Annotated in this window: 17 protein-coding genes; 10 read left to right on the top strand and 7 right to left on the bottom strand. The window is 72.4% G+C overall.

Going from position 1 to position 14,246, the window contains the following annotated elements; genetic code table 11:
* The first annotated feature begins 110 nt into the window (after positions 1-110).
* The 7 genes from L3X23_RS32960 to L3X23_RS32930 all read left to right on the top strand — a co-directional run bounded on the left by L3X23_RS32960 (position 111) and on the right by L3X23_RS32930 (position 5,337).
* Positions 111-362: a hypothetical protein gene (locus L3X23_RS32960; protein ID WP_237197386.1), complete on the top strand. Its 252-nt coding sequence runs from the start codon at positions 111-113 to the stop codon at positions 360-362.
* A gap of 19 nt (positions 363-381) precedes the next feature.
* Positions 382-1,821, top strand: coding sequence for an MFS transporter (locus tag L3X23_RS32955; protein WP_237197384.1), 1,440 nt, complete (start codon positions 382-384; stop codon positions 1,819-1,821).
* 146 nt (positions 1,822-1,967) lie between these two features.
* On the top strand, positions 1,968-2,990 hold the full coding sequence (locus L3X23_RS32950) for a LacI family DNA-binding transcriptional regulator (protein ID WP_237197383.1): 1,023 nt from the start codon (positions 1,968-1,970) through the stop codon (positions 2,988-2,990).
* Positions 2,991-3,090: 100 nt separating this feature from the next.
* The gene (locus L3X23_RS32945) at positions 3,091-3,435 is read left to right on the top strand and encodes a PadR family transcriptional regulator (RefSeq protein WP_093088581.1); all 345 of its coding nucleotides are present in this window, start codon (positions 3,091-3,093) and stop codon (positions 3,433-3,435) included.
* Positions 3,435-3,803 (top strand): DUF1048 domain-containing protein, encoded by a 369-nt coding sequence (locus L3X23_RS32940; RefSeq protein WP_237197381.1) that lies wholly within the window; start codon positions 3,435-3,437, stop codon positions 3,801-3,803. The genes L3X23_RS32945 and L3X23_RS32940 overlap by 1 nt, the downstream gene beginning before the upstream one ends.
* Positions 3,800-4,576: an ABC transporter ATP-binding protein gene (locus L3X23_RS32935; protein ID WP_237197379.1), complete on the top strand. Its 777-nt coding sequence runs from the start codon at positions 3,800-3,802 to the stop codon at positions 4,574-4,576. Before L3X23_RS32940 ends, L3X23_RS32935 begins: the two co-directional genes overlap by 4 nt.
* Positions 4,573-5,337, top strand: a complete 765-nt coding sequence (locus L3X23_RS32930; protein ID WP_237197378.1) for an ABC transporter permease — start codon at positions 4,573-4,575, stop codon at positions 5,335-5,337. The genes L3X23_RS32935 and L3X23_RS32930 overlap by 4 nt, the downstream gene beginning before the upstream one ends.
* 34 nt (positions 5,338-5,371) lie before the next feature.
* Here L3X23_RS32930 and L3X23_RS32925 read toward each other — a convergent pair whose 3' ends face one another.
* From L3X23_RS32925 to L3X23_RS32915, 3 genes are all read right to left on the bottom strand, one after another.
* Positions 5,372-7,381, bottom strand: coding sequence for a potassium transporter Kup (locus tag L3X23_RS32925; RefSeq protein ID WP_237197376.1), 2,010 nt, complete (start codon positions 7,379-7,381; stop codon positions 5,372-5,374).
* Between the two features lie 67 nt (positions 7,382-7,448).
* Positions 7,449-7,778 carry a nuclear transport factor 2 family protein gene (locus tag L3X23_RS32920; protein ID WP_237197373.1) on the bottom strand — a complete coding sequence of 110 codons (330 nt, stop codon included), beginning with the start codon at positions 7,776-7,778 and terminating at the stop codon, positions 7,449-7,451.
* A 33-nt stretch (positions 7,779-7,811) separates the two neighbouring features.
* Entirely contained in the window at positions 7,812-8,567 is a 756-nt protein-coding gene (locus tag L3X23_RS32915) for an SDR family oxidoreductase (RefSeq protein WP_237197371.1), read from the bottom strand.
* A 61-nt stretch (positions 8,568-8,628) separates the two neighbouring features.
* Here L3X23_RS32915 and L3X23_RS32910 point away from each other — a divergent pair, with 61 nt between their 5' ends.
* Positions 8,629-9,315, top strand: coding sequence for a TetR/AcrR family transcriptional regulator (locus tag L3X23_RS32910; RefSeq protein ID WP_237197369.1), 687 nt, complete (start codon positions 8,629-8,631; stop codon positions 9,313-9,315).
* Between the two features lie 230 nt (positions 9,316-9,545).
* On the opposite strand, the gene L3X23_RS32905 is transcribed toward L3X23_RS32910, so the two are convergent.
* Complete coding sequence (locus L3X23_RS32905; RefSeq protein WP_237197367.1) at positions 9,546-10,718, bottom strand: DUF222 domain-containing protein; 1,173 nt, start codon at positions 10,716-10,718, stop codon at positions 9,546-9,548.
* A gap of 430 nt (positions 10,719-11,148) precedes the next feature.
* Between L3X23_RS32905 and L3X23_RS32900 the strand changes: the two genes are divergently transcribed.
* Entirely contained in the window at positions 11,149-11,409 is a 261-nt protein-coding gene (locus tag L3X23_RS32900) for an SDR family oxidoreductase (RefSeq protein ID WP_237197365.1), read from the top strand.
* A 78-nt stretch (positions 11,410-11,487) separates the two neighbouring features.
* Here the strand turns inward: L3X23_RS32900 and L3X23_RS32895 are convergent, their stop codons facing one another.
* Together L3X23_RS32895 and L3X23_RS32890 are read right to left on the bottom strand one after the other, a co-directional pair.
* Positions 11,488-12,366, bottom strand: coding sequence for an alpha/beta fold hydrolase (locus L3X23_RS32895; protein WP_237197363.1), 879 nt, complete (start codon positions 12,364-12,366; stop codon positions 11,488-11,490).
* A 48-nt stretch (positions 12,367-12,414) separates the two neighbouring features.
* Positions 12,415-13,173 carry an SDR family oxidoreductase gene (locus tag L3X23_RS32890; protein WP_237197361.1) on the bottom strand — a complete coding sequence of 253 codons (759 nt, stop codon included), beginning with the start codon at positions 13,171-13,173 and terminating at the stop codon, positions 12,415-12,417.
* Positions 13,174-13,225: 52 nt separating this feature from the next.
* Here L3X23_RS32890 and L3X23_RS32885 point away from each other — a divergent pair, with 52 nt between their 5' ends.
* Positions 13,226-13,549: a helix-turn-helix domain-containing protein gene (locus tag L3X23_RS32885; protein ID WP_237197358.1), complete on the top strand. Its 324-nt coding sequence runs from the start codon at positions 13,226-13,228 to the stop codon at positions 13,547-13,549.
* An 18-nt stretch (positions 13,550-13,567) separates the two neighbouring features.
* On the opposite strand, the gene L3X23_RS32880 is transcribed toward L3X23_RS32885, so the two are convergent.
* Positions 13,568-14,245, bottom strand: coding sequence for a GntR family transcriptional regulator (locus L3X23_RS32880; RefSeq protein ID WP_237197356.1), 678 nt, complete (start codon positions 14,243-14,245; stop codon positions 13,568-13,570).
* Position 14,246: the final 1 nt, after the last annotated feature.

The following is a 14,246-nucleotide window of genomic DNA, read 5'->3' as shown; positions in this document are numbered from 1 at the left end:
GTCCTGCTTCGCCAGTACAAGGGTGCGTCACCGCAGTTCTGGCTGATGAGTATCCGGTTACCCTTTGATCCGGCTCCACCGGCGCAACACACCAAGGAAGGTGTGCCGACATGACCTCCACTCAGGACGTCCGGGGCGGGCGGGCTCCCGGGCCGGATCGTCGAGCAGGTCACCGCGGCGGACCGGGAGCGATCGCCACCAGGGCCGGGCTCCTGCAGCGCACGACGGGCCCGGCCGTCGAGCTCGGCCCGCTCGGGCGGCCCGCCGACGGCGGAGACGCCGCCTGTTCCGTGACCGGTGCCGCGGTGCCGGTCACGGCGGCTACGCGATCCCGTGACCGCACCCTGATCCCGACCGCCTGACACAGAGAGATCGATGACGATGACGAAGCCCGTTCAGGCCGACATCCCCGCCCCGCCCGACCACGACCCCCAGGTCACCACCGCCGACCTGCGGCGCGCCGCCTGGGCCAGCTCGATCGGCAGCGCGCTGGAGTACTACGACTTCGCGCTCTACAGCCTGGCCTCCGCCCTGATCTTCAGCCCGCTGTTCTTCCCCGGCGCGGACCCGACCACCGGGCTGATCCTCAGCTTCAGCACCTACTTCATCGGCTTCCTCGTCCGGCCGATCGGCGGGATCGTCTTCGGGCGCCTGGGCGACCGGCTCGGCCGCAAGTTCGTCCTGATGACCACGGTCGCCATGATGGGGGCGGCCAGCACCCTGATCGGCGTGCTGCCGACCTACGACGGCGCCGAGGGCGACTGGTACGGCGCAGGCGGGGTCGGCATCCTCGCCCCGATCCTGCTGATCCTGCTCCGCGTGGTGCAGGGCCTCGGCGCGGGCGCGGAGATGGCCGGGGCCTCGATCCTCATGACCGAGTACGCGCCCCGCAGACGGCGCGGGTTCTTCGCCTCCCTGCCGTTCATGGGCGTCCAGGTCGGCACGGTCGCGGCCGCGTTGATCTACTTCCTGCTCTACTCGGCGGGCCGGGAGAGCATCACCGCGACCTGGCACTGGCGCATCCCGTTCCTCGCCAGCATCGTCATCATCGCCGTCGCGGTCTGGCTGCGGCTGCGCCTGAAGGAGTCCCCCACCTTCCGCAAGCTCGAGGCCCGCGACCAGATCGCCGACCACCCGCTGCGCGAGCTGCTCTCGAACTCCCGCCCCACGCTGCTGCGCGGCATCGGTCTCCGGCTCGCCGAGAACGGCTCCTCGTCGATCTACCAGGCCCTCGCCGTCGCCTACGTGACCAGCGCCGCCATCGGTGTCACCGGTCCGATCGGCGCCCTCTCGCTCGTCTTCGCCGCCACCCTCGGCGCGATCATGGTGCCGGTCGCCGGTGCGCTCACCGACCGGTTCGGCCGCGTCCGGGTCTACCGCGGGTTCGCGACCTTCCAGCTCGTCGCGGCCTTCCCGGTGTGGTGGGCGCTGAGCCGGGGCAGCACGGTCCTCACCATCGTGGTCGTCTCGCTCGCCCTGGGCATCGGCACGTGGGGCATGTTCGGCTCGCAGAGCGCGTTCATGACCGAGCTGTTCGGCGCCCGGCACCGCTACCTGGGCGTCTCCGTGGCCCGCGAGGTGTCCGCCGTCCTCTCCGGCGGAGTCGCTCCGCTGGTCGGGGCGGGCATCATCGCGGCCGTGGTCGCCGCCGACGGCGGCTCGGGCACCCCGGGCGCGGGCCTCGGCTCCTGGGTGTGGCTCGCGGGCTACACGGCGCTCCTCTGCGCGATCACCGTCGCCACCACCTTCGTCACCCCCGATCCGAAGGGCCGTGACCTCGAGGACCATCGGGACGCCGTCGACGCGCTGCGGCACACCTGATCCCCGCCCGACGGCGCCTCGCAGGACACGGCCCGCGAGGCGCCGTCGCACGGCCGCGCGACCTCCCCGGGCCGTGGGTCGGCGATGTGCCGGACCGCCTACCATCGGGACCCCGGTCCCGGCCCGGGAAATGAGGGAGGCACCGCGTGGCCAGCGACACGACGCCGACCTCGTCCGCCGCGCGCAAGGCGACCATCCGCACCGTCGCCGCGGCCGCGGGCGTCTCCACCGCCACGGTCTCCCGGGTCATGAGCGGGGTGTCCACGGTCAACCCCGAGCTCGCCCAACGGGTGCGCCGCGTGGCCGAGGACCTCTCCTACCGTCCCAGCGAGGCGGCGCGCGGCCTGGCCCTCGGCGGCCTGCGCAACGTCGGCGTCCTCATGCCGGACCTGGGCAACGCCTACTTCCACGACGTCGTCAAGAGCATGCACCGCGCGGCGTCCGACTCCGGCTTCCGGCTGCTCATCGCCGATCACACCGGCGACCCGGCCGACGAGTTCGCCACCGCCTGGGACCTCATGGGACACGTGGACGGCCTGGCGCTGCTCTCCTCCCGCATCGACCTCCCGCGCCTGCGCGAGCTCGCCCGCCAGAGCACCCCCGTCGTCCTGGTCAACCGCGTGGAACCGGGCATCGACCTGCCCATGGTCGGCGTCGACAGCTTCACCGCCATGCTCGAGATCTGCGCCCACCTCGCCCGGCACGGCCATCGACGGGTCGTCTACCTCTCCGGCTCCGCGCTCGCCTGGCAGGACCGCGAACGGTGGCGGGCGGTGCAGACCAGCGGACGCCTCCTCGGCCTCGACCCCGTCCGGGTCGAAGGCGACGGCACCCTGGAGACCAGCCATGCCGTCGTCGACGAGGCCCTCACGCACGACCCCACCGCCCTGATCTGCTTCAACGACCTCGCCGCGGTCGGCGCCCTGTCCCGACTGCGCGAGGTCGGTCTCCGGGTCCCCGCCGACATCTCCGTCACCGGCTTCGACGACATCGCCATCGGTCGCCACATCTCCCCCACCCTCACCACGGCCAGCAGTCCCCGCGAGGAGCTCGGCCGCCGCGCCTGGCAGCTCATGCAGGCCGCCCTGGACGAGGTGAGTCCCAGCGAGACCGCCACGCTCCTGCCCGCCACGCTCATCCCGCGGGAGTCGAGCGGCCCGGCGCGCTGAGCGGCCGCGCGCCGGGCCGCTATTCAGTGTTGCGGAGTACCGGTACTCGGTGTAGCTTCATACCGGTAGTCAGCGTCACCGAGTAGATGGGAGGTGAGCGATGGCGAACCAGATGACCGAGATGCTCAAGGGCACGCTCGAAGGCATCGTCCTCGCGGTGCTGTCCGCGCGCCCGGCCTACGGCTACGAGATCACCGCGCGGCTGCGCGAGCAGGGCTTCGCGGACATCGTCGAGGGGACCGTGTACGCGCTGCTGATCCGGGTCGAGAAGCGCGGCCTGGTGGACGTGGAGAAGGTCCCCTCCGAGAAGGGCCCGCCGCGCAAGGTCTACACGCTCAACCCGCGAGGCCGCGCGCAGCTCGAGGAGTTCTGGACCACCTGGGACTCCCTCACCGCGCGGATCGAACGGCTCCGCACCGAACACCTGACGACGAAGGAGACCTGATGGCCGCCAAGTGGATCGACACCCTGACCGGGTCGCTCGAGCAGAAGAAGCAGTACCGCCGGGACCGGGACCGCATCGCGGGCCTGCCCGAGCCCTACGGCACGGCCGCGAAGGCGATGCAGCGGTACCTGACGTACTTCGGGGGCATCGTCGACGGCGACATCCTGATCACGTTGCACACCGACCTGGCCGACCTGTGGGAGCGCGCCGCGACCGACGGCACCCCGGTCCGCGAGATCGTCGGTGACGACCCCGTCGGCTTCGCCGAGGACTTCGCGCGGGCCTACGAGGCCGAGCACTGGATCGACAAGGAGCGGGCCCGCTTCACGCGGGCGATCGAGGACGCCGAACGGAGTGAGCAGAAGTGAGCACCGAGACCGCGATCCGGGCCCGCGGCATCCGGAAGTCCTACGGCGACCTGGAGGTCCTGCGCGGCGTCGACCTCGACGTGGCCGCCGGGAGCATCGTCGCCCTCCTGGGGTCCAACGGCGCGGGCAAGACCACCCTCGTCCGGATCCTGTCCACGCTGCTCGGCGCGGACGCGGGCACCGCGACGGTGCACGGCTTCGACGTGGCCACCGCCCCCGCGGACGTCCGCCGGTCGATCAGCCTGACCGGGCAGTTCGCCGCCGTCGACGAGATGCTCACCGGCCGGGAGAACCTCGTCCTCGTCGCGAGGCTGCGCCACCTGCGCGCACCCGGCGCGATCGCCGACGACCTGCTCGCACGCTTCTCCCTGACCGACGCCGGACCGCGCCGGGCCGCCACCTACTCGGGCGGGATGCGCCGCAGGCTCGACATCGCCATGAGCCTCATCGGCGACCCGCCGGTGATCTTCCTCGACGAGCCCACCACCGGTCTCGACCCGCAGGCGCGGATCGAGGTGTGGGACGCCGTCAAGGACCTCGCCCGGGGCGGCACGACCGTGCTGCTGACCACCCAGTACCTCGACGAGGCCGAGCAGCTCGCGGACCGGATCGCGATCCTGCACCGGGGCACGATCGTGCAGCACGGCACCCTCGCCGAGCTGAAGCGGCTACTGCCGCCCACCGAGGTCGTCTACGTCGAGAAACAGCCCACCCTGGAAGAGGTCTTCCTCAGCCTGGTGGGCCCCGCCCCGCACCACGAGGAGTCCTCATGACCACGTACGCACTGGCGGACACCGGCACCCTGACCGGCCGCTCGCTGCGCCACATCCTGCGCAGCCCCGACACGATCGTCACCACCGCGATCACCCCGATCGCCTTGATGCTGCTGTTCGTCTACGTCCTCGGCGGCGCGATCGACACCGGGTCCGGCGGCTCCTACGTCGACTACCTGCTGCCCGGCATCCTGCTCATCACGATCGCCTCCGGCGTCGCCTACACCTCGTATCGGCTGTTCCTCGACCTGAAGGGCGGGATCGTCGAGCGGTTCCGGTCGATGCCGATCGCCCGGTCCAGTGTGCTCTGGGCGCACGTGCTCACCTCGGTGGTGGCGAACCTCGCCTCCGTCGCGGTCGTCGTCGCCGTCGCGCTGGTGATGGGCTTCCGCACCGGGGCGTCGGTCGGCGCCTGGCTCGCCGTCGTCGGCATCCTGGCCCTGTTCACCCTCGCGCTGACCTGGCTCGCGGTGATCGCCGGGCTCTCGGCGAAGTCGGTCGACGGGGCGAGCGCCTTCAGCTACCCGTTGGTCTTCCTGCCGTTCGTGAGCTCCGCGTTCGTGCCTACCGACTCGATGCCCGGCCCGGTGGCGTGGTTCGCCGAGCACCAGCCCGTGACGTCCATCGTGGACACGCTCCGCGCCCTGTTCGCGGGGCAGCCCGTCGGCGGAGGGATCTGGGTGGCGCTGGGCTGGCTGGTCGGCGTCCTGGTGCTGGGCCACGTGCTCGCCGTCGCCACCTACCGGAAGCGGATCGGCTGACAGTGCGGGGGCACGGCTCGGGTCACAGCGCAGGTCACAGCTCGACGCGGGAGCCCATCACCACGGTCCGGTCCACGGGGAGCTTGAAGTAGCCCGCGGGCGTGGCGGCGTTGTGGGCCAGGCCGATGAACAGCCGCTTGCGCCACGACCGCAGGCCCGGTTGGGTGCCGCGCTCGATCGTCATGCGGGACAGGAAGTAGGAGGCCTCGGCGGGCTCGAAGTCCAGCTCGTCGGACAGCCCGCGCGCCTCCTGCAGGACCGCCGGGATGTCCTGGGAGTCCTGGAAGCCGAACCGGGCGCTGACGTGCACGATGCCGTCGTCCTGCGGGCCGAGCTGGTCGACGCTCGCGCGCTCCCCCGCCGGCACGTGGGGCACCTGCTCGGTCAGCACGGACACGATCACCACGCGTTCGTGCAGCACCCGGTTGAACCGCACGTTGGCCCGCAACGCCAGCGGCGCGGTCTCGCTGGTCGGGTGCGGGAACACCGCCACCCCGGCCACCCGCGGCACCTCGTGGTCGCGCATCTCGTCCACGAACTCGGCCAGGGAGCCCTCCAGGTCCCGGCGCCGGGCGGTCACGATCCGGCGACCGCGCTGCCAGGTCGTCATCACCGTGACCACCACGACGGCCACCAGGATCGGCAGCCAGCCGCCGTGGGCGATCTTGGTCAGGTTCGCGGCGAAGAACAGCAGCTCGAGCCCGCCGAACACCACCGCCGTCAGCGCGATCCGCCACCACGGCCACCGCCAGGCCGTCGCCGCGTAGACGAGCAGCAGCGTCGTGGTGAGCAGCAGCGTCCCGGTCACCGCCAACCCGTAGGCGGTGGCCAGGCGCTCCGAGCTGCCGAACACCACGATCAGCACCACCACGCCGCCGTAGAGCAGCCAGTTCACCGCGGGCACGTAGATCTGGCCGCTCTCCTGCTGGGACGTGTGCCGCACCGTCAGCGCGGGCAGGTAGCCCAACCGCACCGCCTGCCGCGACACCGAGAACGCCCCGGAGATCACCGCCTGCGAGGCGATCACCGTGGCCAGGGTCGCCAGCACCACCAGGGGTAGCTGCGCCCAGCCCGGCGCCAGGAGGTAGAACGGGCTCCGCGCGGCGGACGGGTCCTCGACGATCAGCGCCGTCTGGCCCAGGTAGTTCAGGATCAGCGCCGGGAAGACCAGGGCGAACCAGACGACGCGGATCGGGCGGCGGCCGAAGTGGCCCATGTCCGCGTAGAGCGCCTCGGCACCGGTGATCGCCAGCACGACGGCGCCCATCGCCAGGAACGCCGTGAACGGGTGGTCGACGATGAACGCCACCGCGTACGTCGGGGACAGGCCGAGCAGCACGCCGGGGTGCGCGACGATGTGCGGGATCCCCAGCACGGCCAGCGTGAGGAACCACAGCACCATCACCGGCCCGAACAGCCGCCCCACCCGGTGGGTCCCCCAGCGCTGCACCACGAACAGCAGCGTCAGGATGCCCAGGCCCACCGGCAGCACCAGCTCGGCCAGCTGCGGCCGGGCGATCTCGAGGCCCTCCACGGCCGAGAGCACCGAGATGGCCGGGGTGATCAGCGAGTCGCCGTAGAACAGCGACGCGCCCACCACGCCGAGGGCCAACGCGACGGCGGCGCGGCGGGCGAAGGGCCGCGACACCCTCTGGACCAGCGCGGCGAGCGCCATGATGCCGCCCTCGCCGTCGTTGTCCGCCCGCAGCACCAGCGTCACGTACTTGATCGTGACCACGACCGTCACGGCCCAGAAGATCAGCGACACGACGCCGTAGACGTCGTCCACCGTCGGCTTCACCGCGCCGTCGTCGATCGAGAACACCGTCTGGACGGCGTAGAGCGGGCTGGTGCCGATGTCCCCGAACACGATGCCGAGCGCACCCAGCACGAGCCCGCCCCAGCCGCTGCCGTGCGCCGCGGGATGGAGATCGTCTCGCGCGGGCGGCGGCGCCGGGCTCCCGGCCGCCGGAGCCTCGGCGTCGGGCCCGCACGACTCGACGGTCGTGGGCTCGGACGAGGTGGGTGCGTCGGACTGGTCCACGGGCGCAGTCTGCTCCGCCGACCGCACCCGGGCACGTCGGCCCGCCGGAGCGGGCCGGACGGGGCCGTCAGCCCTCGCGGATGGTCATCGTGGCGATCTTGTCGCCGTCGACGTCGAAGACGAACCGGGAGCGTCCGTTCGCGTGGTTCGATCTCCAGTCGCCGACGACGGTCACCGTGCTCCCGGCGACGTCGACCTCCTCGACCGTGAGGGTGCCACGGGAGCCGATGAACTCCTTGTCGCTCCATGTCTTGATGGCGGCCCGCCCGGTGAAGGTGCGCCCCCAGTCGTCGACCACGCCCTCGGCGACGAAGGCGTCCAGGAACGCGCCGTCGTCGTGGGCGTTCACGTGCTCGATGAACGAGGCCACCGGTTCGGGCACCGTCGGTGTGGTCATGCTCGGATCCTCCTCCGCACGTCGGGATCGCGGTCAGCGGGTGGTGTACCCGCCGTTGGCGAAGATCGTCTGGCCGGTGATCCACCAGCCCTCGGACGCCAGGAACCGCACGATCGGGGCGATGTCCTCGATCTGGGTGAGCTGCCCGCCCATGGCCTGGGACTTGTGGAACTCCACGCGCTCGGGGGTCTCCTGGCCGTAGAAGAACGGGGTGTCCATCGGGCCCGGCGCGACCGCCGTGACGGAGATGCCCCGACCCGCGAACTCCTTGGCCGCGGCCCGGGTGAAGTGCTCGACCGGCGACTTGCCGCCCGCGTAGGTCGAGTACCCGTCGGTGAAGGCGGCCAGCAGGGCGGTGACGATCGTGATGATCTTCCCGCCGTCGGCCAGGTGCCTGCCCGCCTCCTGGATGAAGAAGTACGCGGCCTTGGCGTTGATGTCGAACATCGAGTCGTACTCGTCCTCGGTGGTCTCCAGGATCGGCTTGCGCAACACCTTGCCGACCGTGTTCACCGCGACGTCGATGGTCCCGATCGCCGACTCGGCGGCGGTGAACAGCGCGGCGACGTTCGCCGGGACCGTGAGGTCACCCTGGAAGATCGCCCCCTTCACCCCGAGCGCCTCGACGGCCGCGAGGGTCTCCTCGGCCTCCGCCCGGCTCGAGTCGGAGTTGTAGTGGATCGCGACGTTCGCGCCGGCCGCGGCCACCTGGCGGGCGATCAGCCCACCGAGGTTCTTCGCCCCGCCACCGACGAGAACGTTCTTGCCCTGGAGCGTGTGCTCGACCATGTGCTTCCCCTAACGCTGATATGCATCGAAGTATCATCGATACAGGGGCTACCGTAGCAGCGTGGCGGAGCACGCGGGAGGTGACACCCGGCAGCGACTGATCGCCGCGGCCGTGGACCTGATCGCCGCCACGCCGGGCGAGGACTTCTCGTTGCGCGCGGTGTGCGACGCGGTGGGCGTGAAGCTGCCGACGCTGTATCACTTCTTCGGCTCGAAGCAGGGCCTCGTCGACGCGGTCGTCGAGCACGGCTTCGATCTCTACCTCGGCGGGAAGGCCGCGACCGAGTCCTCCGGGGACCCGATCCAGGACATCCGGGCGGGCTGGGACGTCCACGTCGCCTTCGGGCTGGCGAACCCCGGCTTCTACACGCTGATGTACGGCAAGGTCCGACCCGGCCACTCCCCTGCCGCACAGGCCCGCCCGAGCGAGATCCTGCGCGCGCTGACCGGTCGGGCCGCGGCGCAGCACCGGCTCGTGGTGCCCTCGGAGCAGGCGGCGGCGCACGTCCTCGTCGCGAACATCGGCGTGACCCTGCGCCAGATCGTCCTCGCGACCCCGGACCCGGCGCTGTCGGCAGCCGTGCGGGAGGGCGTGATCGCGGCGATCACCGGCACCGGCGCCCTGCGGGACGACCCGCTCGCCGCCGCGATGGAGATCGCCGCCGCACACCCCGACGTGCTGGGCCGCACCCAGACGACGCTGCTCATCGAGTGGCTCACCGCGCTGGCCGAGCGCCGGTCGGACTGAGCGTCGCGACCCGAGTGCGACAGTCTGTCGGATCCGCGCCACGGAGATTCCTCTCGGCGCCCGTGGTGGGCTCCTCCGGAATGCTGGACCTCCGAGCTCACCCGCCGGACTAGAGGCGGCCCCGGCGGCCCGACCGGGCGGCGAGGCACCCGTCCCGCCCTGGATGTGGTGTCGGCGATCCGGGCGGCGGCACGCATGCGGCCCGTCGACGACGTCTCGGGTCACCAGACCTACAACCGCAAGGCATATCGGCGCCCGGTCGGCGTGACGGTCGCCGCCCCCTCCACGCTCCACCCGGCCTGTTCGCGAACCTGGTTGTGGAAGGCACAGGTGCCGCGACCGTTCCCCAAGCTCGTCGCACCACCCTCGGACCAGCGTCGGCGATGGTCGAGATGTTCGATCGGGGCGTCACAGCCCGGTCCGGTGCAGCGGCCGCGGTCCCGGGCGCGGATCCAGTCCGCGAGGACCCTGCCGAAGGCGCGGCGGCGGGAGTCGCCGCCGATGACGATGCCGTCTCGAGTGGCCAGCCTCCGCCAGCCCACACAGCGGGCCTCGTCCAGCAGCGCGGTGGGGCCGAACCCGGGGATCTCCGCGGGCAGCGGGGAGTCGGGGTCCAGCAGCGACTCCACCGGCACCAGGACCTGGATCTCCACCTGCGCCGGGGTCGCGGCGGTCTGTCCGGTGAGGGGTTCGACGAGGGTGTCGGCCATGATCTGCCCGCGGGTGCGGGTGACCGGCTCCGAGGACACCCAGTGTTCGGTGACCGCCTTGCGCAGCGCCGCGTAGCAGCTGATGGCCTGTTCCATGGGCAGCAACGCCCTGATGAGGGCCATGCCGTCCTCGGCCGGGCTGATCGACACGTGCCGGTCGCGGCGGGCGGCACGGGCGCGTTCGGCGAACGTCTCCGGTGCCACCGCCGCCGCGATCGTCCGGGCGAGGTCGGTGATCCGTCGCACCCCGAGCAGGGGCCGGTCGTGCGCGGCGAGGCGCTGGTCCAGTTCGGCGCGTGGGGTGGGGTCGAGGTGTCTGGCGGCGGCGACGATCGCGGCGACCCGACGCTCGTCGAGCTCCCCGGCCGCGAACGCCTCCCGGATCGTGTCCAGCCCGGCGTGCAGGTCCCGCGCGAGCCGCAGCTGAGTGCGTGCCCGTGTCGGCGAGATGCGCAGGGCGAGCCCGAGCTGCCCGACGATGCTCGTTTCGATCCGTTCGGGATCGGCCAGCGCCTCCTCCAGACGGGCCTCGACTTCCCGCTGCGCCGCCGCCCGGACCTCCTCGGCGATCTCCGCGTCGATCCGGTTCCGCAGCGCGACCAGCCGCTCGATCCGCCCGAACCCCGCGGCCCGCTCCTCCCGCGACGGCACGACACGTGTCGCCGCAGGAGAATCCGCCAGGGTTGTGACCATGCAGCCATAGTAGCAGCTCAGAGCACTTGACGCGAACATCTGTTCGACTCCTTCACCTCTCCGCCACCGCTCCTCGAGGCGACGTCTCAGGTCTCGCGAAAGATCCGCGCCACCGCCGCCGTGGAAGGCGCCGCCGCCAGGCCCACCGCGGCCGTCTTGGCGTGCACGCTGATCGGGCGGTGGTCAAAGCCCGGACGCCTCCAGACGGCCCGCCCCACGACCGCCGGTGCCTCGATCGCTCGGCCGGCCACCGCGACCGGGGCTTCAGCACGGCCTCGGGCCCGTCGTCCCGGGCACGCTTGCCGAGCGACGCAACCAGGACGACGGGCAGGCCGTCTCCGCGGTCCTGACGACCCATCGCAGCGGCGTCGCCGTCCGACACTCTGTCGGGATCGCGGTCGGGTCCGCTCGTCAGCGGACGGTTGTCCGGGTGCGGCGCCGCTCGGCACGCCGGCCCGCGATCCTGCCCGGCCTGATCGACACGCCGCTGGTCGGCGCCCAGCTGCACCTCGACGACGCCGTCCGCGCCCGGGCGGACCGGAACGCCGCCAGCCCGACCGGCCGGATGGGCACCCCCTGGGACGTGGCCCACGCGGCGGTGTTCCCGGCCTCCGACGCCGCCGCGTACGTCAACGGCGTCCTCCTCCCGGTCGACGGCGGCCTCGCCGCGACGGTGGCGACCGGCGGCTGACGACGCCCGCCGCCCGCGTGCACGCCGAGCTCCCCGACGCGTGTCCGGGCGCACCGCACCGCAGGACCGGCCCGGCGGTCAGTCCGCGGGTCCGGGCGCCGAGCCGACGGGATCGCAGGCGGGGGGCCGCCCGACGAACTCGAGCAGAGCCGGGTTGACGATCTCCGCGTGGGTGACGGCGATGCCGTGCGGTCCGCCCTCGATCTCGACGACCTCCGCCGCGGGCACGAACTCGGGCACCCTGCGGGCGCCGAACACGATGGGGATGTTGGTGTCCTCGGTGCCGTGCAGCACCAGGAGCGGCACCTCGATCGCCCGCAGGTCGTCCCGGAAGTCCTCCTGCCACGAGTCGACGCAGTGGAGGGTGGCGTACGCACCGGCGTCGGCGGCGACGCGGAAGTTCTGCCTCAGCGCCGCCCGACTGATGCGCCAGCCGAGGTTCTGCGCCGCGACGTAGTGCTGGAGGAGGTAGTTCTCCAGGTACTGGAAGCGGTCGCGGCGGATCAGGCCCTGGATGCCGGCGAAGACCTCGGCCGGGATGCCCGCCGGATCGTCGTCGGACGCGACGAGCTGGGGACCGAACGCCGAGAGCATGACGAGGGAACGCACCCGGTCCGTCCCGTGCCTGCGGACGTAGCGCCCGATCTCGGCCGTCCCCATCGAGTGGCCGACGAGGGTCGCGTCCCGCAGGTCGAGGTGGGCCAGCAGGGCGGCGAGATCGTCGGCGAAGGTGTCGAAGTCGAACCCCGTCGTCGGCCTGCTGCTCCGGCCGAAGCCGCGGCGGTCGTAGGTGACGACGCGGTAGCCGGCCTCGAGCAGCGGGATGGCCTGCGGCTCCCACGAGGTGCCGTCCAGCGGGAACCCGTGGCTCAGCACGATCGGGCGGCCCGATCCGTGGTCGGTGTAGTGGATCTCGATGGGGACGCCGTTCTCGGTCCCGACGGTGACGGTGGGCATGGTCTCGTTCTCCCTGGTCGATGAGTGGTGGGCGGTCCCGACGGGGGCTCAGGTACGGCCGATCACGAACGGCCGGTCGTCCGGTGCCGCTCGACGCGCGGCGAGGATCGCCGTCGCCGCGTCGCCCAGCGGGATGCGCAGCGGCAGGGAGGCGACCTCCGCCGCGTCCGCGACGCCGACCGCGACCTCGTGCGGGCTCATCATCGCCCGGCGCGCCGCACCGGGCTCCAGCAGCGCGGCGTACGGGTCGTCCGGCAGCCGGTAGGTCCTGACCTCGTCGAGTGCGCCGGAGCTCACCGCGCCCGGCTCCAGCAGGGCGACCTGGATCCCGAAGGGCGCGACCTCGATGGCCAGCGCCTCCGCGAGCGCCTCCAGCCCCCACTTCGTGGCGCCGTAGGCGGCGCCCGGCGGCAGCACGATCCGCCCGGCGACGCTCGAGGTGAACAGGAGTCTGCCGCTCCCCCGGGCCCGCATGCCGGGCAGGACGGCCTGGGCCACCCGCAGGGCACCCAGGGTGTTCAGCTCGAACAGCCGCAGGAACTCCTCGGCCGGGATGGCCTCGACGGCGGAGTAGAAGATCTCCCCGGCGTTGGAGACCAGGACGTCGATCTCCCCGGCCGCCGCGACGGCGTCCCGGATGCTCTCCGGGTCGGTGACGTCGAGCGCCAGTCGGCCGTCGACATCGAGATCGGCCAGGGTCTCCGGCTTGCGCGCCGTCGCCACGACCCGGTGTCCCCGGCGGCTCAGCTCGCTCGCGATCGCCCGTCCGATGCCCTTGGACGCTCCGGTGATCAGCACCGACGCCATCTCGCACCTCCTGAGTTCAGATTTTGAACCAACAAGGCGGTACGCTAGCACAGTGAGTTCAGATTTCGAACCGACCGGGGTGCGGATCTGCGGCATGGCGGACGCGCTGCGGGTCGTCGGCGACCGCTGGGCACTGCTCGCGCTGCGCGAGGTCGGCTTCGGCGTGACCCGGTTCTCCGACATCCAGCGGCACACCGGGGCACCGCGGGCGAGCCTGTCCGCCCGGCTGCGCGACCTCGAGGGACACGGGCTGCTCGAGCGACACCGCTACAGCGAGCACCCCCCGCGGGACGAGTACCGGCTCACCGAGGCGGGGCGACAGCTACTCCCCGTCCTCGGGGCGCTGCGGGAGTGGGGCGAGCGGTACGCCCGGTGACGGCTCCGGGTCGACCGGTCAGCGCCGCCGGCTGCGGGTGGCGGCGACCGGGTCCACCGTGGACCAGTCGGCGGCCAGCGCGATGCTCTCCTGGCGGCCGGAGGTGACGTGCTCGAACATCAGGTGGGCGGCCAGGTCGGCCTCGCCGCCGGCGACCGCCGCGTAGATGTCGTGGTGCTCCTCGCACTGCAGCACCAGGTCGCGGCGGTGGGTCAGCGCGAACAGCCACTGGGTGCGGGCGGCGAGCGGCCCCATCATGGCCGACAGCAGGGGGTTGGCCGCCATGTCGACCAGCACGCGGTGGAAGCCGGAGTTGGCGGCGGCGGTCTCGGGATCGTCCCCCCGGGCGATCGCCGCCTCCGCGAGCGCCATCTGCTCACGCAGCCGGGCGAGCCCGGGCTCGGCCGCCCGGGTGGCGGCGAGGCGGACGGCGAGGACCTCCAGGGACTCCCGGACGTCGAACAGGTCCCGGACGTCGTCCGCGGTGAAGGGGGCGACGATCGCGCCCTGCCGCGGCACCAGGACGACCAGGCCGTCGCTCTGCAGCTGCTGCAGGGCCTCCCGCAGCGGGATCCGGGAGACCTGCAGCTCGGCGGCCAGGTCGCGTTCGACGAGCCGCTCGCCCGGCTGGTAGGCCAGCGTCACGATCCGGCGGCGCAGCTCGGCGTAGGTGCTGTCACGCAAGGAGCCGGTCACG

This window comes from Pseudonocardia sp. WMMC193, from assembly GCF_021728735.1.
Classification (GTDB): domain Bacteria; phylum Actinomycetota; class Actinomycetes; order Mycobacteriales; family Pseudonocardiaceae; genus Pseudonocardia; species Pseudonocardia oroxyli.
This window is presented reverse-complemented; position numbering and strand designations above follow the sequence as displayed.

What these genes read in the sequence shown, in the direction of transcription:
- L3X23_RS32890 (WP_237197361.1), bottom strand. Translation starts at nt 13,173, where the DNA reads ATGGCGTCGGTGCTGATCACCGGAGCGTCCAAGGGCATCGGACGGGCG.
- L3X23_RS32895 (WP_237197363.1), bottom strand. Translation starts at nt 12,366, where the DNA reads ATGCCCACCGTCACCGTCGGGACCGAGAACGGCGTCCCCATCGAGATC.
- L3X23_RS32915 (WP_237197371.1), bottom strand. Translation starts at nt 8,567, where the DNA reads ATGGTCGAGCACACGCTCCAGGGCAAGAACGTTCTCGTCGGTGGCGGG.
- L3X23_RS32960 (WP_237197386.1), top strand. Translation starts at nt 111, where the DNA reads ATGACCTCCACTCAGGACGTCCGGGGCGGGCGGGCTCCCGGGCCGGAT.
- L3X23_RS32940 (WP_237197381.1), top strand. Translation starts at nt 3,435, where the DNA reads ATGGCCGCCAAGTGGATCGACACCCTGACCGGGTCGCTCGAGCAGAAG.
- L3X23_RS32920 (WP_237197373.1), bottom strand. Translation starts at nt 7,778, where the DNA reads ATGACCACACCGACGGTGCCCGAACCGGTGGCCTCGTTCATCGAGCAC.
- L3X23_RS32955 (WP_237197384.1), top strand. Translation starts at nt 382, where the DNA reads ATGACGAAGCCCGTTCAGGCCGACATCCCCGCCCCGCCCGACCACGAC.
- L3X23_RS32930 (WP_237197378.1), top strand. Translation starts at nt 4,573, where the DNA reads ATGACCACGTACGCACTGGCGGACACCGGCACCCTGACCGGCCGCTCG.
- L3X23_RS32945 (WP_093088581.1), top strand. Translation starts at nt 3,091, where the DNA reads ATGGCGAACCAGATGACCGAGATGCTCAAGGGCACGCTCGAAGGCATC.
- L3X23_RS32905 (WP_237197367.1), bottom strand. Translation starts at nt 10,718, where the DNA reads ATGGTCACAACCCTGGCGGATTCTCCTGCGGCGACACGTGTCGTGCCG.